This window comes from Gemmatimonadaceae bacterium, assembly GCA_020846935.1.
Classification (GTDB): Bacteria; Gemmatimonadota; Gemmatimonadetes; order Gemmatimonadales; family Gemmatimonadaceae; genus RBC101.
Window position 1 is genome coordinate 175894 of record JADLCY010000006.1, and the last position, 22417, is coordinate 198310.

Sequence of the window (22417 nt, forward strand, 5' to 3'; positions counted from 1 at the left end):
GTCCGCGCAGGGCGGCGCCGCCCCACACGGAGCATGCCCCGTGCGTTCATCCGCCCACAATCTCATCCCACCGCCCGTCTGTCGGTGAGTACTGGCAGGTACGCCACCCACGGTCCCACGGCCTCGCGATACTGCCTGGCCATCACGCGCGAGATCTGGGCGATGTGGCCGAGGTCGTGCGCGACCCAGGTGGAGAGGAGCTGACGCAGCGTGACAGCGCCAAACTCCGGATGCGTCCCTTCGAGAGCGAACTGGGGCTCGCCGAGGTTCCATGCGGCGACCGTCTCGAGGTTCGCGCGCCGCAGCGCCTCGAACTCGTCGAGCAGCTCGGCAACCGGCTTGCCCTTGCTCTCCGTGAACTGCGCGAAGCGATCGTAGGGCGCAAACCGGCGGTTCGGCCCCTGGTCAAGAATGATCATGGCGCGTGCGATCCAGTCGGTGCGCTCGCCGTGCACCAGGTGCCCGAGGATGACCCAGGGGCTCCACGTGTCGGGCCCTTCATCGGCATCGGTCCAGCGCGTCGAGAGCCCGCCGAGCATGGCGCGCAGGGTCGCGGGCGTGCGCACCAGGACCGCGCGCGCGTCGTCAAGGGAGAACTTCAGGGTCCCCCACGCTGGCATCCGTCCCTCCGTCGATACGTCCATCGATCAGCCCATCTGCACCAGCGAGTAGCCACGCTCCTGTGCGCGGTTCACCGCGACGATCCCGGCCGGCACGTAATGCGCGTTGGGAATCGAGTTGGCCTTGAGTTCCGCATGGATGTCATCGGCCTTGCCGCCGACCTTGCCCGCAATGATCCCGGCATACGCACGCGTCGCCATGTCGCAGACGGCGAAGTGGACGCCGCGTCGGGCCATCGCGTCGAGCGTGGTGCCGCGGTTGGGGAGTTGCATGCCGTAGTCCGCCGAGCGGTACACGTTGATTACCGGCGGCTGCTGCGACTTCGGATCCACGAAACGGATGCGCTCGGAGATGGGTGCGCCGTACTTCGCCCACATCGCGTCATTCCACGCAAACGGCGTGGACCAGTGGCGCAGGCAGATGATCACGGCGAGGTCGGCGTCTCCGAGCTGGTACCCGGTGCGGTTGGCGGTGTAGAAGTTGGTCGCGAAGGTGATTCCGTCGCCCGCTCCGTTGGGCGTGGCCGTGTCGTAGAAGAAGCGATGCTTGCCGGGTAGTGCGTCCATCCAGTCATCCTGCGGATGCCTCGCGGGCGTCCAGGTCTGAGGGGTCGGCGACTGCGCGCGCGACACAGCCGGCACGGTGACGCCCAGGGCGGCGAAGGTGGCACTGAGTCGGCTGAGGAAGGAACGGCGGTTGGACATGGGCGTAGGGACTCCCCTTGGCGGATGGCGACGCGATGCACCGGTGCCCTTCACATCGCGCGATTCAGAGCGTCAAGCTAGGGAAGCGCCCGAGCCGCCGGAATATGGCCCAGCGAGCGTGCATCCTTCGGGAGCGCTTCGCTGTCTAACTTGCACCATCAATGCCACCGCCCGACGCCAGGACGACCGCGACCGACAGCCTTGCCGCCAAGCTGCAAGGGGCGTTGGGCGCGTCGTACGAGATCGAGCGTGAACTGGGTGGTGGGGGCATGTCGCGGGTGTTCCTGGCCGCCGACGCCGAGCTGGGCCGACGCGTAGTCATCAAGGTGCTCAGGGAGGACGTGCTGGAAGGCCTCTCGCGCGAGCGGTTCCGGCGCGAAGTACTCGTTTCGGCCAACCTGCAGCACCCGAACATCGTTGGCGTGATCGCGGCGGGATCGGCCGACGGGCTGCCGTACTTCGTAATGCCCTACGTGGAGGGCGAGTCGCTGCGCGCAATGCTGCGCCGCGAAGGTTCGCTGGGCATTCCGCACAGCGTCGCGATCCTGCGCGACATCGCGCGCGCTCTCGCGTTTGCGCACGCGCGCGGCATCGTCCATCGCGACATCAAGCCGGACAACGTGTTGATGGCGGGCGGCGCCGCCATGGTCGCCGACTTCGGAGTCGCCAAGGCGCTCGTGTCGGCGCGCGAGAACGAGCGGCATCCGCACGGTACGCTCACCGGCGCCGGCATCTCCCTCGGGACGCCCGCGTACATGTCGCCGGAGCAGGTGGCCGGCGATCCGGATGTCGACCATCGGGCCGACATCTACGCGTTCGGCGCGACCGGATACGAACTGCTCACGGGCCAGCCACCGTTCGCGCGCCGCTCGGTCGCCGAGCAGATGTCGGCACACCTCGTGGACGAGGCGGCCCCGGTCTCCACGCTGCGGCCGGGTGTGCCGGCGGCGCTCGAACAGCTCATCGCGCGCTGCCTCGAGAAGGAGCCGTCGCGTCGCCCGCAGTCGGCCAACGAGATCCTGACCCTGCTCGACGATCCTGCGGTCGTGAGTGGTGAAGTGGCTTCAGCGCAGACACCCAGCCTGGTGCTGCGCCGCCGGGTTGCGCGCCGATGGTGGCCTGTGGCCGCCGCCGCGATTGCGCTCCTGGTTGGGGCCGGCGCGTGGCTCGCTCAGCGCACTCCCGTCGCGTCGGCTCCGGCCGCTGCCGTCGTGACGCCCGCACTGCCCGACATCCCCCTTGGGGTCACCGCGCTTGCTGTCTTTCCGCTCGTGAGCATTGCCCAGGACACGTCGGACAACTACATCGCGGCGGGCATGACCGAAGCGCTCACCAACGCCTTTGCGGGGCTACCCAGCGTCCGCGTGACGTCGCGCACGGCGGTGGAACAGTCCCTGCGCCTGGGACAGCCGCTGGCCGCGGTCGCCAGGCAGCTCGGCGTCACGATGTATGTGGAGGGTACCGTACAGAGCGCGTCCGATCGTCTGCGCGTGACGGTGCGCCTCGTCGACGCGGACGACGGCTTTACGGTGTGGTCCGACGTGTACGAGAGCACCGACAAGGATCTGCTCGGGACGCAATCCGAGATTGCTGCCGCGGTGGCCGAGGCCTTTTCTCAGGGGACGTTCGACCCCGCAGTGCGCCAGGCCGCCAAGGCGCGTTAGGCGGCCCCGGCGCGATCGAGCAGCCCCTGGAGGGCGGCGAGTGGCAGGGCTCCCGAGGCGCGCGCGACCTCCTTGCCGCCCCGGAACACGATCGATGTGGGAATGCCGCGGATGCCGAACGACTGGCTGATTTCCGGCGCCCCGTCCGTGTCGAGCTTGGCGATGAGTGCCGTTCCGGTATTTCGCAGCGCGAGCTCGTCGACGGCCGGGGCCATCATTTTGCACGGCCCGCACCAGTCCGCGTAGAAGTCGACAAAGACCGGCAACTCGGCTTCCCGGATCGTCCTGGAGAACGTGTCCGCGAACAGGGCGAAGGGCCGGTCGAGGAGGAGGAATCGCGCGCACTGGCCGCACTTGGGTCGATCCTCGGCGCGCTCCGCGTCCACGCGGTTCCACGTGTCACAGAACTGGCAGCGAAGGGTGAGGGAGGGCATGTCGGGAGTCTGGTTGTGTGGGCAGTGTGGCGGACGGCAGACTGCCTGAGTCTAGCGAGTGAACGCGTCAGGCACCGGGGACATGCCTCGGCGCGCCAGGGAACCAGCGCCCCAGACGCGTCCGCGACTGGCCCGTGCGTCGCCTCGCCTGATTACCTTTCTGCCCACATCGTTGGGGCGGTAGCTCAGCTGGGAGAGCACCTGCTTTGCAAGCAGGGGGTCGCCGGTTCGATCCCGGTCCGCTCCATTTCGCGATACGATTGTCGCAGCACCTTCGGGACGGGCGCGACGCACTCCGTCGGCGGACTTTGGCCGTTCGATGGTCGTTCGATGGCAATCCACCGACCCGGGCCTCCGGCGGCCGCCCGCTGGCGCGCGCACGAACCTGTCCAGCATCCGAATCCGTCGCTGCGGGCCGGCGCGCGGCGAGTAGCTTTCGCCGCCACCAATTCGTTCCCGCCCGATGACGCCAGCCACATCCGCCCGGCCCCCGATGATCGGGGAGGTCGCGCCGGATTTCACGATGCCCTCTACGTCGGGTGAGCAGGTCACGCTCTCGGCGTTTCGCGGGCGGAGCCCGGTGCTCCTCTGCTTCTTCCCGGCCGCGTTTTCGTCAACGTGTACCTCGGAGTTCTGCGACATGCGCGATTCGTGGGACGCGTACCGGGCCCACGGCGTCGAGGTCTTCCCCGTCAGCGTGGACTCGAAGTATGCGCTCGCGGAATACAAGGCAAAGTACGGCTTTCAGGTCGACCTCCTGAGCGACATGAGCCGAGAGGTCTCCCAGGCCTACGGCACGTACATGCCGCATCGCTGGTGGTCCAACCGGGCGTACTTCCTCGTCGATCGGGATGGGATCGTTCGCTGGGCCCACGTGGAGGAACACCCCGGCCAGCGACGCTCCAACGAGGAAGTGCTGGCTGAACTGGCGAAGCTGGACTGATGGACCCGATTGAGCTGCTGGCTCGCGAGGACAAGTGGTACCTGGGGTGCGGCGACGGCATCCTGTTCGCTCCGCCGTTTCCGGTGTGGCTGGATGCCCCGGGGTTCTGGGACGAGGCGACCATCTACCAATACCAGGTGGGCCCGCTGTTCACGGTCGCCTGGCTCGACGGCGACGGCCGCGAACTTCCACTGCGGTTGGTGTCGCGGCGCTGGAGTCCGGCCGAGCTCACCGTCGACTATGCGCTGCCTGACGGGATCACCGCGCGTGAAGTGCGGACGGTGCAGCCGCGCGGCGTTTTTGGGTCGGAGTGGACCCTGCATGGGCACGGCGCGCGCGATCTGCACGCCGTCGCATGGACGGTGCAGGACACCGCACAGCTCGACGTGGGATCGGTTCGCTGGGAGGGCGCGCTCTGCCTGACCAGAACACTCCTCGATCGGAGGCAGCAACCGTTCGACGTGCGCCTCGATCTCGCCGTGATCGGGGACGTGACGAGCTACTCGGCGACGCTGAGCGAGCGCAGTGCGCTGCAGCCGCACTGGCGCTTTGCCCCGTTTGCCGAGCAGTGGCAGGGCAACCGGTTGCCTTCGCGCATCCGGATCGAAGGCCTCACGATGGACGGCTTCGTGTACGGCGCCGTGCACGCTGCCATCCCGCGTGGCGCCGCAGACGCCTCGGTATCGTTTGCGATGCGCGTGGCTCCGGCACACGACCGTTGGCGCGGCGGGCGCGCGCCGACGCCGCTGGGCACGCCGGCCGTCGTGGCGCAGCGTGCCTACACGCCGCTCAGCGTTGCCGCAGTGCAGGCCGGGCGACCGGTGGCCCCGCTGCCGCTCGCCCGCGCCAGCCGCCGGCGCTGGCGCGAGTTCTTCGCGTCGGTCCCGCAGTTCACGTGTTCCGATCCCTACCTCGAGCGCTACTACTGGTACCGATGGTACGGGCTCTTCCTCAACAGCATCGAGGGAGGCGTCGGCAACTATCGCTGGCCAACGACGTGTGAGGGCATCGGCTTCTTCCACACGCCGATCACCTACAGCGCGCAATGTCACGTGCGCGAGTGGCGCTGGCGCGCCGACCCGGAGCACGCCCGCGGTGTGCTGCGCACGATCTTCGACCACCAGCGGCCGGACGGTGCGCTGCACGGTCGTGTGTACATGAACCACCTCGAGGGGACCGACTTCTACCACGCCAACTGGGGTGACGCCTTCGAGGCGCTCGACGTGCTGCGTCCTGACGATGCGTTCGCCCGCGAGATGTACGCGCCGCTCTCTCGACACGCCGAGTGGCTGGTATCGACTCGTGATGCCGACGGCACGGGCATGTTCGATGTCGTGGATCAGTACGAGACGGGCCAGGAGTACATGTCGCGCTACCAGGCGGTCGACCCGCAGGCCGACGCCTATGGTTGGGAGAACCGAATACGTCTCAAGGGCATAGACGTCACCGTGTACGCCTACGCGTTGTTCAGTGCCCTCGAGCGTCTGGCGCCGCGCGTGGCAAGTGAAGGCGAGGCGCGGCACTGGGCGGGCCTCGCGCGGCGCACCGCGCGCGCCGTTCGCACCACGATGTGGAATCCGACGCGCGGCATGTTCTCCGACGTCGATCCGACGACGATGCGCCGGACCGACGTGGCTGCCGCGGTCTGCTTCTACCCGTACTTCACCGACCTTGCGACCGAGGAACACCTCGAAGGGCTCGAACGCAATCTGCTCAACCCGGCGAAGTTCTGGACACAATATCCGGTGCCCTCGTCCGCTCGCGACGACCCGCGCTTTTCCGCCGAGGCGGAGTGGAAGGGCAAGCGACACGTCTGCCCGTGGAACGGCCGTGTCTGGCCGATGACCAACAGTCACGTGATCGAGGCGCTGGGCCGCTGGGCGGATGCGTCGCGGCCCGAACTGCGAAGCGCCACCGCGCACCTGCTGCAGCGGTTCGTACACATGATGTTCCACGACGGCAACCTCGATCGGCCGAACTGCTACGAGCACTACAATCCGCATTCCGGCGCGGCCTCGGTCTACCGCGGCATCGATGACTATCAGCACTCGTGGGTGGCGGACCTGATCATCCGGTACTGTGCCGGGCTCCGGGTCGGGCGTGACGAGATCGTGGTGGATCCGCTCCCGCTCGACGTGGAGTCCTTCGAACTTCGCGGTGTGCAGGTCGACGGCCGGTCACTGAGCGTCAGGCTCGACGCCGGGTTCGTGACCGTCACGGTGGGTGATGACCTGCACATGGTCCCGCTGGGAGAACGCCTCGTCATTCGACGCTGATGCGCGTCGTCGCGCTGCGCGCCGATGCCAACGACCGGGAGGCACTGGCTGCATATCGTTGGGCATCGGAGGCGGGCTACCTCGTGCGCGAGGTCGTCCTGGAGGACTGCACACACGACGACCTCGCATGGGCGGACGTGCTCTGGTGTCACGCCGCGTCGCGAGTGCCCACGCTGACTGACGGGAACGCCGCGTCGATCGCGGCGTGGGTAGGGAAGGGTGGGCACGTCGTTCTCACGCTCCTCGCCACGAGTCTCGCCGGCCAGCTGGGTGGCCGCGGGCCGGCGCCGAACCTGGTCGAGGTGTCGGTGCCCTGGCGCGACGCCGACGATCCGCGTTGGCCCGATGCCTTTCGCGATTGGCCGGGCTACCCCCATCTGCGCGGTTTCCAGGGCTGGGGGCAGCATCCGCTCTTCACCACCCTGCCCGGCGACGGCACCTACACGTGGCGTGCAGTCGATGGCGAGCGGGTGTCACGGGCCGTGTACACGCGCCCCCACTGGCCCGAGGCCCGCGTGATCGCTGTCGATCGTTCGTATGTGCACCTGGATGCCGACATCGCCGTCGCGTGGGAGTTCGAGATCGGCGGTCGCATCACCTGTCTCGGCGCCAACCTGGCGTTCGCCAGTGCCGACACCACGCTGTCCGGCCAGCGCGATGCACTCATGCGCAACGCCCTGGGCGACGACGCGGTCGACGGGTCGAACACCTCGCGCGTGGGTTGGCCGCCCGCCGAGCGTCGGCACGCCGCGGTCGCGCCGCTCCCGCGACCCGCAGCCATCACGGTTCGATGCCCGAGCGATGCGGTTCCGTCCCGCGTCGGTTCCTCGCCCCCGGGCGATGCCCCGATCACACTCGGCGCACCGCGCGGGCTGATCGTCGCGACCGCGGCCGACGGGATCGGCGAGGCCTGGCTGTATCCCCTGTGCGTGCTGGGCGACGGCATGCGCCTGACGGGTCCTGGCGGGCCGCTCGTGGCGACGTGGGCTTCCGTGTCGGACGTGCACATCGAGCGCAGCTTGCGCGATGCGTCCGGCAGCCGGTGGCATGAACGCGCTTTCGTGGCGCCGGATGCGCCGGAACTGGCCTGGGTACTCCAACCAGCGGCAGCGAACGCCGGCCCGGTGACCGTCGTGATGCGGTTGCCGGTGCGGCGGCAGTGGCCGTATGCCCCGACGGCGCTCGTTCCCCTCCGCCGCGAAGTGCGCCGCGAAGGCACGCAGGCGGTGATCGTGGTGACCGGATGCGATGGCCGACATGCCGTGGCCTGCCACGTCGATGGCGTGGCCGATGTGCGGGTGGAAGACGACAACGAGGTGCCGGTCGTGCGCCTGACGTCTCTGGCACACGAGGGCCTGCGCATGGTGTTGCGCGCATCGACCGATGGACAGCGCGACCTGACGTTGCGCACGACGGACCTCGATGCCGCGCTCGACGCCCGACGCGCAGCCTCAACGGACATCACCACGCGAAGCACACTGCTCTCGTCGGCCGACGCAGCGCTCGATGAGGCTCATGCGCGCGCGATCAGGCGGATGGCGAGCTTCATGGTCCACGCGCCAGGGGGCGGACGCGGGCTCGTGGCCGGGTACGCCGCCTCGCGACCCGGCTGGAATCGCTCGCGGCCCGGATACGCCTGGTTCTTTGGCCGCGACGCCTGCTGGACCGTGGATGCGCTCCTCGCCGGCGGACTGCACGAGGAAGCGCGCGACGCGATCGACCTGCTCGTGCGCACGCGCGATGTCACGGGCAAGGTGATTCACGAACTCACGGCGAGTGGCGTGACGCACTACGACGCGGCCGATGCGACGCCGCTCTTCCTCCGGAGCGTCGCGGCGTACGCGGAGTGGTCCGGCGATGAGTCGTCGGTCAGGGCCTGGTGGCCGGCCGTCCGGGCGGGCATCGCCTTCGTCGCCTCGTGTGATCGCGACGGCGATGGGCTTCCCGAGAACACCGACGTGGGCCACGGCTGGGTCGAGATGGGCCCGCTCGGTGGTGGTGTCGCCACGAGCTACGTCGCGGCCATCTGGCTCGACGCGCTCAGGCGACTCGCTCCCCTGGCACGCCACCTGGACGACTACGCTCTGGCCGATCGCGTCGACGCGCTCCGCGTGGCCGCCGCGAACGGACTGGAGGCGTTGCGCCTGGCCGACGGCACGCTCGCATTGCATCGCGATGTCGTCGGCCGCCTCTTTCCGGACCGGACGGCCCTGGCGGCCGTTCCGCTCGCGCTCGTCGTGGGTGCAACGTCTGGCGATGCGGCGCTGATGCACGAGCTGGCCGCCGCACGCTTCTCGCCACCCTGGGGACTCCGGATGCTGCCTGACGACGACCCGCGCTACGCACCCGATGCCTACCACGCCGGATCCGTGTGGCCCCTGTTCACCGGCTGGGCGGCTCTCGCGGACTGTGAGGTCGGCGAAGCGGCCCGCGCCGTCGAGCGCGTGCGCGGGCTGGCGACATGGGCCAGCCGCGACGGTGCCGGCGGCTTTGCGGAGGTGCTTCACGGTGAATCGGGCGCTCGGATCGGCGTGTGCCCGGACCAGGCCTGGTCGGCCGCCATGGTCGTCTCGCCGATCGTGAGCGGTGTGCTCCGCGTACGTCCCGACGCGTGGCGTCGACGCCTGACGGTGCGCGCACGCGTCCCGCGATCCTTGCTCCCGGTTGGACTTTCATCGTTGCGGATCGGTGCCACGCGGCTCGATCTGCACTGGAGCGCCCTGGGCTCGGCGCAGCAGCTCAAGGCGAGCCATCGTGAGGGTCCGCCCGTAGTGGTTGCGCTCGACGACGGCGTGTCGGCCCAGACGTGCGGGCCGACGGCTGACGCAGTCTGGGTTCTCCCGGACGAGGCGCAGGGCTGATGGCCGGCGTCACGCTGCAGCAACTGGCGAAGCGATTTCCCGACGGGAGCACCGCGGTGTCGGGACTCTCGCTCGAAGTGAAGGACGGCGAGTTCCTGGTCCTCGTGGGGCCGTCAGGGTGTGGCAAGACCACCGCGCTGCGCATGATCGCCGGCCTCGAGACGCCGTCATCGGGACGCGTCATCATTGGCGACGAGGACGTGACCGACGTGGCGCCCGGGCGGCGCGACGTGGCCATGGTCTTCCAGAACTACGCGCTCTACCCGCACTTCACCGTGCGCGAGAACATCGGCTTTCCGCTTCGGATGCGGCGCATGCCGTCGGCCGACGCGGCGCAGCGCATCGGGGAGGTCGCCGAGTCGTTGCACATCGAGTCGATGCTCGACAAGCGGCCCGGTGAGCTGTCCGGCGGGCAGCGCCAGCGGGTGGCGCTCGCTCGCGCCCTCGTCAGGCAGCCGGCCGTCTTCCTGTTCGATGAGCCGCTCTCCAACCTCGACGCCCAGGTCCGCGCCACCACCCGCGCCGAACTGGTGCGCCTCCACCGGCAACTGGGCACGACGATGATCTACGTGACTCACGACCAGGTCGAAGCGATGTCGATGGCGCAGCGCGTGGCGGTGATGCACGAGGGGCGCCTCGAACAGCTTGCCGCGCCGCTCGAGGTCTATCGCACGCCGGCCACGCTCTTCACGGCACGGTTTGTCGGCGCGCCGTCGATCAATTGCCTCGTCGGTCACGTCGCCGCCGAAGGCGACCGACAGCGGTTCATCGGACCGATCACCGTGGACGTTTCGTCGCCATTGCTTGCCGATGCCACGCTGGCCCTGCGTCCCGAACAGGTCCGCCTCGTCGCTGCGGAAACCCCATACGCGGCCGTCGTGCTCCTGGTCGAGCCACTGGGCGCGGAGACGATTCTTCACCTGCGACTGCACGGCGGCGCCGAGCTGACCTCGCGCATGGCGGGGCCGCCGTCGGTCGAAGTCGGCGCCCGTGTGCACCTCAGCCTCGATACCGCCGGCGCCCTCGTCTATGATGGCACCGGACGACTGGTGGGGAGGGGGAGGGCGTGAGGCTCGGCGCTGCGCTCGTCGTGGCGGCATGCATCACCGCATGCCGAGGTGACGGCTCGACCATCGTGCTCCACATGACCTCGTGGCAAACCCCGGCGGAGAACGCCATCGACCTGCCGGCGATCCGCGCGTTCGAGGCCGCACATCCGGGCGTACGTGTCGAGAACGAACCGGTGAGCAATCAGGCCGAGTACCGCGAGAAGGTCATCACGTCGATCGTGTCGGGTGCGCCGCCTGACGTGTTCCTCATGGACAACATCGACGTGCCGGCGTTTGCCGAGGCGCAGGTGGCGCTCGACCTCGCGCCGTTTGCCGCGCGCGTCGGCATCGACCTCGCCGCCTACTACCCAAACGTCCTCAGCATCTTCACGCACGCAGGCCATGTGCAGGCGTTCCCGAAAGGGTTTTCGCCGATGGTCTACTACTACAACCGCGCCCTGTTTGACGCGGCCGGATTGCCGTACCCGCGCGACGGCTGGACCTGGGAAGAGTTCCTCGCGACCGCGCGCGCGCTCACACGCGACACCGATGGGGACGGCGCCGTGGATCTATGGGGAACGGCGGTGCTCCGTCCGTTCTATGCGTGGCAGGCCATGATCTGGTCGGCCGGCGGCGATATTCTGCAGCCGGACGGACGCTCGGCGAGCGGCGCGCTCGACGGTGCCGCCTCGATCGCCGCGCTCGACTTCCTCACGTCGCTCGTGACCACGCACGCCGTGGCACCGCGCCCGAATGCATTTCGCGCGGTCACCGGCAACGAGACGCGCCTGTTCTACAGCGGCCGTCTCGCGCTCCTGCCCAGCGGGCATTGGCTCATCCCGAACATCCGGGCGCAACTCGCCAACGGACGACTGCAACTCGGCGTGGTGTCGTACCCACGTGCGGCCGGGGCCCGTGTTGCCACGCCGCTGTTCGCGTCCGGTTGGGCGGTGCCGCGCAACACGCCGCATCGTCGGCTGGCCGTGACCCTGGCGGCCGCGCTGTCCGGTGAGGCGGCGCAGCGCTCGCGGCTCGACGCCGGCCTCGAACTGTCGGCCATGCCGACCGTGCAGGCCGCGTTTGCCGCCACCGACTCGTCAGGCATCGATGCCGCCTTCGCGCGGCAGGTGGCGACCGGACGGCCTCCGTGGGGCGCGCGGATCGCCCGCTTTCGCGAGGTGGAGGCGTTGCTCCCGGAGATTCTGGACCGCGTGATCATCGAAGGGCGCCCCGTGGCCGACGTGGCCCGCGAGGTTGCCCGACGCATCGACCAGGTGCTCGCGCGGTGATCCCCACCCGTGCGCACGCCGTGAACCTCGCCGTGACCCTGTGCGTGGTCTGGGCCGTGGCGTCCGCGCTCATCCTCCTGCGAACCACCGCGCGCACCGAGTTTGCGCTCGCGGCGGCCGAGGCACGCGCCGTCGCGGCGTCGGTCGACGCGAGCTGGCAGCCTACGCGCACGCCGGTGCGCGCGACGGAAGCCGTCGGTCGCATCGTGCCGGTGGTGCGCACCATGCAGCGGCGGGTTGGTGAGGAGGCGCGGCGCCTTGCGGTCGAAGACCGTGCGCTCGTGCTCTCCGGCGGGTTCGCCCGGTACGTGAGCGTACCGATCAAGGATGCCGACCAGTGGGACATCGTGGGGGCGGTGGTGCTGCGGGCCCAATGGTGGCGCGGACTCCTGTGGGGGCTCCTCACGATCGGGGCGACGACCCTGGTGAGTGCGCTGCTTGCCCGGCGCGCGATGCGGCGCGTCGCCGACTCGCGCGACGTCCCACCGTGGCGCGCCCTCGTCGAGACGAGTGCCGTGCTTTCGGTCGGCATGGCCGTCGTGGCCGTCCTGGCACGGTTTCAGGTCACCCGAGCGGAGCTCACCTTGCCGGCGGTCTCGGCGGCCAGCCGCTTCGATCCGCTGGTCCTTTCCCTGCCAAACCATCGTGTGCAGACGGTCGCACTGATGCTCGCGTTTGCGGCCACCGTCTGTGTGCTCCATGCGCTGGCGTGGGCCACGTCGTCGCGCCGGCCGGCGGGCGAGCGGCGCGAGGCACTCGCGGCGTGGGCGTTCCTCGCGCCCAGCGGCCTGCACCTCGCGGTGTTCACCCTCGGGCCGCTCCTGTTCACCGCCTGGCTCTCGTTCCACGACTGGGATCTCCTCGCGACGTCGCGGCCGTTCGTCGGGCTGGCCAACTACCGCGAACTGGCCGGCGATCCGCTGTTCTGGCGCGCGTTAGGCAACACGGCGCTCTATTCGCTCTACGTCCCGGTTACCATGGCGCTCGCCCTCGCCGCGGCGCTGGTGCTGGACCAGCCATTGCGTGGCATGCGCGTGCTGCGGGCCATCGTCTTCCTGCCCACCGTGATCTCGTACGTGGCGATCGCCATGGTGTGGCAGTGGCTCTATCACGCCGACTACGGACTGCTCAACTACGTCGTGCGTTCGCTTGGTGGTACCGGCGTCGACTGGCTGGGCGACCCACGCTTTGCGTTGCTCGCGGTGATGATCGTTTCGGCGTGGGTGCAGGTCGGCTACCAGGTCATCGTGTACCTGGCGGGCCTCCAGGGCATTCCAGCAGGCTTGCACGAAGCAGCGCGGCTCGACGGGGCGAGTGCGTGGAGTCGCTTCCGACACATCACGCTCCCGCTCCTGCGGCCCGTGTCGCTCTACCTGTTCATCACCGGCATCATCTGGTCGTTTCAGGTGTTCGCGCTCGTATATGTCATGACGGAGGGTGGTCCGGTCCACGCGACCGACGTGCTCGTCTACCGCATCTACCAGAATGCGTGGGAGTTTCGGCGGATGGGGTACGCGTCGGCGATGAGCTGGGTCCTCTTTGCGATTCTCGTCGTGCTCACCGCGCTGCAGTGGCGTCTGCTCAACCGCAGGGTCGAACATGCGGCGTGATCTGGCGGGCATGCGCGCACAGCGCGCGATGGGCTACCTCGCGGCGTTCGCCATCGCCGCGGTGATGCTCATCCCGTTTCTCTGGATGGTGTCGACCTCGCTGATGGGCGAGTTCGAGGTGCTGCAGTACCCGCCGCCACTCGTTCCCGCATCACCGCAGTGGCGCAACTTTCCCGAAGCGCTCACCACGCTGCCCTTCGCCCGCTTCTTCCTCAACTCGTCGATCGTGGCGCTGTTCACGGTCACCGGCCAGGTGATCACCGGCGCGTGCGGCGGGTACGCGCTGGCGCGGTTCCGGTTCGCCGGCGAGCGTGCGGTGTTTGCGGCCTACCTCGGCGCGCTCATGATTCCCGGCATCGTCCTGCTCATTCCACGGTTTCTGCTCGTGGATGCACTGGGCGGCGTGGACACCATGGCCGGGCTCGTGTCCACGGAGCTCGTGTCACTCTGGGGCGTGTTCATGATGCGGCAGTTCTTCGTGACCATGCCGCGTGAGACCGAGGACGCCGCGCGCATCGACGGCGCGTCGGAGTGGACCATCTTCTGGCGGATTGCGGTCCCGCTGGCGCGTCCCGCGCTCGCAACCTTTGGCCTGTTCGCCTTCATCGATGCGTGGAAGGCCTTTCTCTGGCCCCTGGTGATCACGCGATCGATGGGGCTCCGGACCGTGGAGGTGGGCATCGCGTCGTTTCACGGTCTGTACTACGCCAACTGGCCGTACCAGATGGCCGCCGCCGTGACCGCGTTGCTCCCGGTGATGGCCGTCTTCCTCCTGACCCAGCGCTACGTCACACGCGGGATCCAGCTGACCGGTCTGCGCTGATTCGAGCTCACGCGGCGCGCGAGTTTGTTACCCGGCGCCGGGCTCATCGGTCAGCATGACCGGGGGCACCGCGCACGCGCGTGAACGCCGCGAGACGGGCCCCTTCAAACACCACGGGGATCGGTCATGTCAGCAACACAACTCGAAGTCGCTGCCGCTCCGCTCACGCTGCTGGCGGACGTGGCCGCGCGGCTGAACACCGAGCACGAGATCGTGCGCAAGGCGACCGACGTGCTCGAGTGCGTCGTACGCTCGACCGGCGCCGCGGAGTGCAGTCTCTGGCTCGTGACGCCGCAGGGGCTGGTGTGCGCGGCGCGTGCGGGAAAGTCGGGGGTCGCCGCCGCGCAGGTCTCCGAGGGCATGGAGGGCGGAGGTCGGGATGGCCTGCTGGTGCGCCGACTCGTGGCGGGCGCCAGTCGCATGGGCGCGCTGGCACTCCGCACGGAGGGTCCGGTGCCCTCCGAGGTCGGCGTGGCCTTTGGCGTCGTGGCCAACATGCTCGCCCCGGTGCTCGGGTGGGCGGAGCGCACGCGGGAGCTCGAGGGCGAGGTGGCGCGTCACACCCGGGCCGCCGACGAGGAACGTCGCTTCATCCACCAGGTGGTCGACTCGCTGCCGGTGAGTCTGTACGTCATCGATCGCGCCTACCGCGTCTCGGTCTGGAACCGCGGCCGCGAAAGCGGCTCGCAGGGCGTGCGCCGCGACCTCGCGTTAGGCAAGACCATCTTCGAGATCCTGCACCGGGCCCCGGCCGAGAAGCTCCGCCGGGAGTTCGACGAGGTGTTCCGCACCGCGCGCATCCAGCAGTACCACCTGGAGACGAAGGCGACCGGTGAGCCGCGGACCTATCGCATCACCAAGATCCCCATGCAGCTCGTCGAGGGCGAGCCGCCGACGCACGTGATCACGATCGGCGAGGACGTCACCGATTTCTCGGCGAGCCAGGAGCGCTTCGCGCAGTCAGAGAAGCTGGCGGCGATGGGACAGCTCGCGGCGGGTGTCATGCACGAGGTCAACAACCCGCTCGCCACGATCACGGCGTGCGCGGACAGTCTCGGGGCGCGGTTCGATGACCTCGCGGAAGAAGGCGTGCGCGTACCGGGCGCGGCGCGCGACACGCTGGGAATCATCCAGAGCGAGGTCGCTCGCTGCAAGACGATCGTCGGGTCGCTGCTCGACTTCGCACGCCCCGTGTCGAAGGACAAGGCGATGACCGACGTCAATGCGGTCGTCGAGCAGGCGTTGTCGCTCCTCCGCCACCAGCAGCAGTTCAAGCGACTGCAGATGCAGTCGTTCCTGGACCAGGATCTCCCGCGGATCATGGCCTCGTCTGAACAGCTGCTCCAGGTGTTCATCGCCATGCTGCAGAACGCGGCCGACGCGACGGAACACGACGGATCAATAACCGTGCGCACGCGGCGAGGCCCGTCGACGCACGAGGCCGTGATCGCCGAGGTGATCGATGAAGGTCGCGGCATCGCTCGCAGCGACCTGCAACACATCTTCGAACCGTTCTACACCACCAAGGAACCCGGTCGGGGCACCGGCCTCGGGCTCTCCATCTGCTACTCCATCGTGACCGGCCATGGTGGTCGGATCGAGGTTGACAGCGCCGTCGGCGCTGGCAGCACGTTCCGGTTGCTCCTGCCGGAAGGGATCCCCACATGACCGACTCTCACGTGCTCGACACCACCACACTCTCCGACGCCTTCGCCGGCCGCCACGAGGCGGAGTCTCACCTCGTCGCCAACGTTCCCACGCTCGAGGAACTCGAGCGGGTCCACATCCGCTACGTGCTCGAGCGCGTCCGGTGGCACCAGGGTCGCGCCGCCGCCGTTCTCGGGATATCCTCCAAGACGCTGTACCGGAAGATCCGCCAGTACGGCTTCAAGCGTCCCCACGGGGTCCCTAACGAGCAACGATGAAAGTTCTGGTCATCGAGGACGACCCGACCGTTGGTTCCTTCGTCAAGCGTGGTCTCGAGGAACAGCGGTGGGGGGTCTCCCTGGTGACCGACGGCGAGGCCGGCGAACGGGCGGCGATCGATGAGCCGTTCGACGTCGTGATCCTCGACATGCGTCTGCCCGGGAAGTCCGGACTGGAGGTGCTGTCCGGCCTGCGTTCCCGCGGCTTCGAGAAGCCCGTCCTGGTGCTCACCGCCCAGGACGCCGTGGACGCCAAGGTGGCGACGCTCCGCGCCGGCGCCGATGACTACGTGACCAAGCCGTTCGCGTTCGAGGAACTGTTGGCCCGCGTCGAAGCCTTGGCGCGCCGACCGCGCGCCATGGTCAGTCCTGTGCTCCGTGTGTCGGACCTGGAGCTCAACCGCGACACCCGTGAAGTCACCCGGGGCGGCGACGCGGTCGACCTCACGCCCAAGGAGTTCGCGGTGCTGGAGTACCTCATGCGTCATGCGGGTCGGGTGATGAGCCGGACCCTGATCACGGAATATGCCTGGGGCTATCACTTCGATCCCGGCACCAACATCGTCGACGTGGTCATCAACCACCTGCGCAAGAAGGTCGACGCGAAACACCCGCGCAAACTCATCACGACCGTCCGCGGCGTGGGATACGTCGTGAAGTAGGGCCGACGAAGAACGGCGCGATCGGTTCTTCGATCGCGCTGCGATGACGAGGCCCTGGGTGGCTCGGACACACCCAGAGGATCAACGGATCGCGAGAGGAGAGGCGTGCCGCTCTGGCCCGCCTTTCGTATGTTCCGGGGGCAGGGAAGGGGCGGAGCCAGGTGCTCCTCAGTGTACGGACGCCCCGCCGCTGACCTGGCCCCCCGACCTGCGCCATCGGACCACCCCTCGATCCATCCAGTCGTGTCCTCAGTCCGCAGCCGCCTCGCCAATCGATTCGCCGTGCTGGTGCTCGCGGCGGTGGCGATCTTTGCGGGGACGGTGTACACCGCGCGGCGGACGGGGGCCTACTCGGAACTCGAGCGCCACGCACGACAGCGAGCCGAGCTGACGCTCCACATGTTCCGGCAGGCGGGTGCGTCGCAGTTCTCCGTGGGTGAGGGCGTGAATCGCACCAGCTTCCTGCGGTACTCGCTGGATGCGATTCCGGGATACCTCGTCGTCTACTCCGCGGACGGCAACCGCGACTACGCGTCAGCCTCGGTTCGCGCGCTGTCGGCGTATCTCCAGGGTGAAGAGATCACGGAACTTGCCCGTGCCGATTTCACGGCCTTCGAGGGCTACGTGAACGAGGCTCGTGCGACGCTCTCCGCCGTCCGCTTCTCCATACGAAACGACGCCGGCGTGCTCGTGGCGCTGCGCGACCCCTCCGGGCGAGTGGTCGTTGCGGGGATCTCGGAGAAGGAGTCCAACACCTCGTGGCGCGAAATCCTGGGAAGCGCCCTGGTCGCGCTGCCCTTCATCGTGCTCATCGCCGTCGTGGGCGCCTACTTGCTCGCCGGCAACGTCCTCGAGCCGGTGGACCGCATCCGACGCGAGGTGGAGGCGATCACTGACGGGCGCAGTCTGCACAAGCGCGTGGCGGTCGAGGTCGACGAGGAGATGTCGCGGCTGACCACCACGCTCAACGCCATGCTCAGCCGCCTCGAGACGTCGTTCGGTGGCCTCCGCCGCTTTACGGCCGACGCCAGCCACGAGCTGAAGACCCCGCTGGCGGTGCTTCGCGCGGATGTCGAGCGCGCGATGAGCGCCCCTTCGCATTCCACCGAGCAGCTCGTGGCGCTGGAGGAAGCGCTCGCGGAGACCGCGCGGATGACCGCTCTGGTGGATTCGCTGCTCACCCTGGCGCGCGCGGATGAGGGCCGGTTCGACCTGTTCCGGGAATCCGTCGACCTTCGGAGCATCGCGCAGGAGGTCTACGAAACGGGCCTCATCCTGGGCGAGCCCGGCGAAATCAATGTCGCCATGCCCGAGGTCCAAGACATTACGGTGCAGGGAGATCGCATGCGTCTCCGCCAGTTGTACTTGAACCTCGTGGAGAACGCGATCAAGTACACGCCGAAGGGTGGCACGGTGACGCTGTCCCTCAAGCGTGAAGGCGACGCCGCACACTTTTCCGTCAAGGACAGTGGCATCGGGATCGCCGCGGCCGACCTGCCCCACATCTTCGAGCGATTCTGGCGCGCCGATCGCGCGCGCTCGCGCATGGCCGAACGTGGCGGGAACGGGCTCGGCCTCGCGATCTGCCAATGGATCGCCCAGGCGCACGGCGGCACGCTGACCGTGCAGTCGCGCCTGCATCGCGGGAGCACGTTCACGGCGACGATCCCGATCGGGCACGCGACGCCGGCGCTGGCCACCGTGGAGCCGGAAGTGGCGGGCGACGCCGTCCGCTGAGGGGGCAGGGGCCAGGCGAGCCCGGCCGCCCGCTGCCTAACGTGAACGTCGGATCCCCTCGGCAGCCACGGTTCATCGCTTCCGGCCGCGAGCCGGCCCTTCCGTAATGCAAACTTAATCGCCACGATATTCCGCGATCATGCGCGCGAGGTAGAATCGTGCGCACCAGAGTCCCCTGTCCCTCAAAGACGAGGTCTTGCACGACGATGCCGATGTTTTCCAACCTGGTCGAGTCGAAACGCAAGAAACAGCGGAGTGTGGGCGGTACCCTGGCTTCTTTCGTGCTGCACGCCGTGATGATCTCGGGTGCGGTGTGGGCCACGCAGCGTGCTGCGGTGGCGTTCGAGAAGCCAAAGCAGGAGAAGGTGGATTTCGTCGAGGTCAAGAAGGACGAGCCGCCTCCGCCGAAGGACGAGCCGCCGCCACCGCCGCCTGATGTCGTTGCGGCTCCGCCCCCGCCGAAAGGCTTCCAGGTCCTGACCGCTCCGGTCGAGATCCCCGACGTGCTTCCCGACATCGACCTGTCCAAGAAGATGACGGACGAGGCCGACTTCTCCGGCAAGGGCGTTGCGGGTGGACGCGCGACCGGGGTCGAGGGTGGCAAGCCGGCGCCCATCCAACAAGCGGATCAGCCGTTCTTCGAGTTCCAGGTGGAGAAGCCGGTGACGGCGCTCCCCGGGAGCCCGCCGCCCCGCTACCCGGACATCCTCCGGCAGGCCGGCGTCGAGGGTGAAGTCCTCGCCCAGTTCGTCGTGGACACGACGGGCCGCGCGGAGATGTCGTCCTTCAAGGTGCTCAAGACCTCGCACGACCTGTTCGGGACCGCGGTCAAGAACGCGCTTCCCGCCATGCGCTTCATCCCTGCCGAGGTGGGCGGCCGCAAGGTGCGTCAGCTCGTGCAGCAACCCTTCTCGTTCGGCATCGCCAAGTAAGTCCCCTCCCTCACCCCGCGGAGTTCCCGACGTATGAATATCAATCTGCAGGACATCTGGACCCAGACGCCGCTCTTCGGAAAGATCCTGTGGGCCATCCTGGCCTTCATGTCGGTGTGGTCGCTCTCCACCGCGATCGGCAAGCTCTGGAACCTGCGCAAGGCCCAGGCGGAAACGATCAAGTTCGCGCCGGAGTTCTCGCAGTTCCTGGAAGAGGACAACCTCGGCGAAGCCATCAAGCTGGCCGAAGGCTACAAGAAGTCGCACGTCGCTCGCGTGCTCGGTGGCGCGCTGGCCGAAGTGAAGCCCCTGATCATGGACGGCTCGGTCACGGTTGCCGACATCAACACGGCGGAGCGGGCGGTCGAGCGTGAGATGCTGATGGAAATGGTCTCGCTCAAGCGCGGCCTCGCGATCCTCGCGACGGTGGGCTCGACGGCGCCGTTCGTCGGTCTGCTCGGTACGGTGTTCGGCATCATCAACGCCTTCGAAGGCATGGCCTCCTCGGGCGGCGCCGGCATCACCGCCATCGCGGCCGGTATCGCCGAAGCGCTCATCGCGACCGGCTTCGGTCTCCTCGTCGCCATCCCGGCCGTGTGGTTCTACAACTACTTCACGACCAAGATCGACAACCTCTCGGCGGAAATGACCTACACGTCGAAGGAAATGATCGACTACCTCATCAAGGGCGTCTCGGGCGAGTTCGGTCGTTCCCGCTTCACCCGCGAGTTCAACACGCAGGCCGCGGGCGCCAGCCCGATCTCGCAGTAAGCGCGCTGACATCCCCTTTGTCCCAGGAGACCTAAGCCATGGGTATGTCGGTAGGCGGTGGGGCCGGCGGCGTAAAGGCCGAGCCCAACGTCGTGCCCATGATCGACGTCATGCTGGTGCTGCTCATCATCTTCATGGTGGTGACACCGGCGATCACGGCAGGCTTTACGGCGGTGCCGCCAGACGGCATCAACCTCAAGGCCCACCCTGAAGAAGACCTCGATCAGGTGCTCGGCATCGACAAGTCGGGCAAGTACTACATCAACAAGAAGCCGATCGACCTGTACACGGAGCCTGGCGCCGACCAGAACGAAAAGCTCGGCAACATCCTCCGTGCCATCTACGACAAGCGCACCATCGACAAGATCCTCTACATCAAGGCCGACAAGGATCTCGAGTTCGGCAAGATCCTCGATGCGATGGACATCGCATCGCGAGCAGGGGTTCGCGTCGTTGGCGCCGTTTCGGATCAGCGCCCCGGTACCGTATCCACGGTGCCAGGTGACGATCCGGAAGCCGGCAAATAGGAGACGACACCATGGGAATGAGTGCAGGCGGACCCTCGGGCGCGCTCAACAACGAGCCCAACGTGGTGCCCATGATCGACGTGCTCCTCGTGCTGCTGATCATCTTCATGATCATGCAGCCGCGCGTCCGACGTGCGGTCGACCTCCAGCTCCCTGACCCGAACCCGTCGGTGGCTCCGGCCAACGCGGTCTCGGACCAGATCGTGCTCGAAGTCATGCCGAACGATCAGTACTTCATCAACAAGGAAAACGTGCCGAAGGGCAACCTGGCCGCACGCATCAAGTCGATCTACGACCCGCGACCCGAGAAGATCATGTTCTTCAAGGGCGATCCCACGGTGAAGTATCAGGCGGTGATCTGGGCCATGGATCAGGCGCGTGGCTCCGGCGTCAAGGTGCTCGGCGTCACACCGAAAGAAGCGGCGGCGAAGTAGGCCGCACGCAGGCGAGCACAGCGGACTCCTCTCGGGGTCCGCTGTTTTCGTTTTCCGCTTTCCCACGATGAACCTCGACGGCGCGGACGCAACGGCCACCAACTTCTGGTCTGCGGTTTCGTTTGCGCAGTTCGAACGATGAACCCTTTCCTCCCAGGGGTCGTATTAGCTTGGGAGACCGCAAGCCCGAGACCGAGACCAGCCACGTGACCCTTCGTCGATCCACGTTCATCGACACGACCGGCGTGCCCGCGCCGGAGCCGTTGCGGCGTGGGTATCGGCCACCCATCGGCATTCCCGCTCGGGACGACCATCGACGCGAGGCCACGATCGCGTCGCTTGCCCTTCACGCGCTGCTCATCGTGATCGTCGTCTTTCCTCCGCTCTGGCTCTCGCGACAGATCAACGCCACGCAACAGCTCGGGCCGAGCGGGAACGGACGCGTTGGTGGTGGCGGAGGCGGCAATCGCGGCACGGGAGGCGAGTGGACGCGTGAGAGCCTGCGCTACTTCCAGATTCCCGAGGCCTCGCCGTCTGTTCCCATCGAACCGCTGCCGATCCCGCCGCCAGTTCCTCCACCGGAGGCCGTGAAGCCCCCGCCGCCCGCCCCGATCCCCAAGTCCGAGACCATGCCCCCGACCTCGGTCGATTCGGCCGCCAAACCTGGCCCGACGACCGAGGTCGCTTCGGCTGAGGCGGGAAAGGGCGGTGGATCCGGAAAGGACGGAACGGCCGGTAGCGGACCCGGAACCGGCGGCGGTGTGGGTTCGGGCACGGGAACGGGGCGTGGCTCGGGCACGGGGGATGGAACCGGAAACGGCAACGACGACTCGGAGATCTACCCGCCGGCGGTCATCGCCCTGCCGATCCTGCCGCTTCCAGTGCCAAACAAGGTGCGCCCGTACAAGCTGGTGGCGTACTTCGAGGTCGACACGCTCGGTAACTCGCGACTCCTCTCGTTCAACCCGTCGAGTGACGGTGGCTACAACAAACGCATTCGAGAGATGCTGTCGGAGATCCGCTTCCGCCCGGCGGTGCGCGGGAACGGACGTCCCGTGCTGGACACGGCCATCGTGACCGCCCTGGCGCCGCGCACGTAACTCCAAGTCCCACATGTTGGTCACGGCCTGAGCCTGGCGTCGATCGGTCTGGCCT

The 22417-nt window shown here is 68.0% G+C and carries 20 protein-coding genes and 1 tRNA gene; 18 read left to right on the forward strand and 3 right to left on the reverse strand.

Annotation, left to right across the window (positions count from 1 at the left end; all coding sequences use genetic code 11):
- Nucleotides 1-62: 62 nt before the first annotated feature.
- Entirely contained in the window at nt 63-602 is a 540-nt protein-coding gene (locus tag IT361_08255; GenBank protein ID MCC6317668.1) for a DinB family protein, read from the reverse strand.
- 45 nt (nt 603-647) lie between these two features.
- Nucleotides 648-1325 carry a hypothetical protein gene (locus IT361_08260; protein MCC6317669.1) on the reverse strand — a complete coding sequence of 226 codons (678 nt, stop codon included), beginning with the start codon at nt 1323-1325 and terminating at the stop codon, nt 648-650.
- A gap of 161 nt (nt 1326-1486) precedes the next feature.
- On the opposite strand from IT361_08260, the gene IT361_08265 reads away from it, so the two are divergent.
- Nucleotides 1487-2989 (forward strand): protein kinase, encoded by a 1503-nt coding sequence (locus IT361_08265; protein ID MCC6317670.1) that lies wholly within the window; start codon nt 1487-1489, stop codon nt 2987-2989.
- Here IT361_08265 and trxA read toward each other — a convergent pair.
- Complete coding sequence (trxA, locus tag IT361_08270; GenBank protein ID MCC6317671.1) at nt 2986-3423, reverse strand: thioredoxin; 438 nt, start codon at nt 3421-3423, stop codon at nt 2986-2988. The genes IT361_08265 and trxA overlap by 4 nt on opposite strands.
- 174 nt (nt 3424-3597) lie before the next feature.
- On the opposite strand from trxA, the gene IT361_08275 reads away from it, so the two are divergent.
- From IT361_08275 to IT361_08355, 17 genes are all read left to right on the forward strand, one after another.
- Nucleotides 3598-3670: transfer RNA gene (locus IT361_08275), tRNA-Ala, on the forward strand.
- Nucleotides 3671-3946: 276 nt separating this feature from the next.
- Nucleotides 3947-4366: a redoxin domain-containing protein gene (locus tag IT361_08280; GenBank protein ID MCC6317672.1), complete on the forward strand. Its 420-nt coding sequence runs from the start codon at nt 3947-3949 to the stop codon at nt 4364-4366.
- On the forward strand, nt 4366-6642 hold the full coding sequence (locus IT361_08285) for a hypothetical protein (GenBank protein ID MCC6317673.1): 2277 nt from the start codon (nt 4366-4368) through the stop codon (nt 6640-6642). Before IT361_08280 ends, IT361_08285 begins: the two co-directional genes overlap by 1 nt.
- The gene (locus tag IT361_08290; GenBank protein MCC6317674.1) at nt 6642-9503 is read left to right on the forward strand and encodes a hypothetical protein; all 2862 of its coding nucleotides are present in this window, start codon (nt 6642-6644) and stop codon (nt 9501-9503) included. Before IT361_08285 ends, IT361_08290 begins: the two co-directional genes overlap by 1 nt.
- Nucleotides 9503-10573, forward strand: coding sequence for an ABC transporter ATP-binding protein (locus tag IT361_08295; protein ID MCC6317675.1), 1071 nt, complete (start codon nt 9503-9505; stop codon nt 10571-10573). Before IT361_08290 ends, IT361_08295 begins: the two co-directional genes overlap by 1 nt.
- Nucleotides 10570-11841, forward strand: coding sequence for a sugar ABC transporter substrate-binding protein (locus tag IT361_08300; protein ID MCC6317676.1), 1272 nt, complete (start codon nt 10570-10572; stop codon nt 11839-11841). The genes IT361_08295 and IT361_08300 overlap by 4 nt, the downstream gene beginning before the upstream one ends.
- On the forward strand, nt 11838-13451 hold the full coding sequence (locus IT361_08305; protein MCC6317677.1) for a sugar ABC transporter permease: 1614 nt from the start codon (nt 11838-11840) through the stop codon (nt 13449-13451). Before IT361_08300 ends, IT361_08305 begins: the two co-directional genes overlap by 4 nt.
- On the forward strand, nt 13441-14274 hold the full coding sequence (locus IT361_08310) for a carbohydrate ABC transporter permease (protein MCC6317678.1): 834 nt from the start codon (nt 13441-13443) through the stop codon (nt 14272-14274). Before IT361_08305 ends, IT361_08310 begins: the two co-directional genes overlap by 11 nt.
- Nucleotides 14275-14400: 126 nt before the next feature.
- On the forward strand, nt 14401-15942 hold the full coding sequence (locus IT361_08315; protein MCC6317679.1) for a PAS domain-containing protein: 1542 nt from the start codon (nt 14401-14403) through the stop codon (nt 15940-15942).
- On the forward strand, nt 15939-16199 hold the full coding sequence (locus tag IT361_08320; GenBank protein ID MCC6317680.1) for a hypothetical protein: 261 nt from the start codon (nt 15939-15941) through the stop codon (nt 16197-16199). Before IT361_08315 ends, IT361_08320 begins: the two co-directional genes overlap by 4 nt.
- Complete coding sequence (locus IT361_08325; protein ID MCC6317681.1) at nt 16196-16861, forward strand: response regulator transcription factor; 666 nt, start codon at nt 16196-16198, stop codon at nt 16859-16861. The genes IT361_08320 and IT361_08325 overlap by 4 nt, the downstream gene beginning before the upstream one ends.
- A 243-nt stretch (nt 16862-17104) precedes the next feature.
- Nucleotides 17105-18598 (forward strand): HAMP domain-containing protein, encoded by a 1494-nt coding sequence (locus IT361_08330; protein MCC6317682.1) that lies wholly within the window; start codon nt 17105-17107, stop codon nt 18596-18598.
- A 212-nt stretch (nt 18599-18810) separates the two neighbouring features.
- The gene (locus IT361_08335) at nt 18811-19530 is read left to right on the forward strand and encodes a TonB family protein (protein MCC6317683.1); all 720 of its coding nucleotides are present in this window, start codon (nt 18811-18813) and stop codon (nt 19528-19530) included.
- A 33-nt stretch (nt 19531-19563) separates the two neighbouring features.
- Nucleotides 19564-20301: a MotA/TolQ/ExbB proton channel family protein gene (locus IT361_08340; GenBank protein MCC6317684.1), complete on the forward strand. Its 738-nt coding sequence runs from the start codon at nt 19564-19566 to the stop codon at nt 20299-20301.
- Between the two features lie 38 nt (nt 20302-20339).
- On the forward strand, nt 20340-20828 hold the full coding sequence (locus IT361_08345) for a biopolymer transporter ExbD (protein MCC6317685.1): 489 nt from the start codon (nt 20340-20342) through the stop codon (nt 20826-20828).
- An 11-nt stretch (nt 20829-20839) separates the two neighbouring features.
- Complete coding sequence (locus tag IT361_08350) at nt 20840-21262, forward strand: biopolymer transporter ExbD (GenBank protein MCC6317686.1); 423 nt, start codon at nt 20840-20842, stop codon at nt 21260-21262.
- 206 nt (nt 21263-21468) lie between these two features.
- Nucleotides 21469-22362: a hypothetical protein gene (locus tag IT361_08355; GenBank protein MCC6317687.1), complete on the forward strand. Its 894-nt coding sequence runs from the start codon at nt 21469-21471 to the stop codon at nt 22360-22362.
- Nucleotides 22363-22417 lie beyond the last annotated feature (55 nt).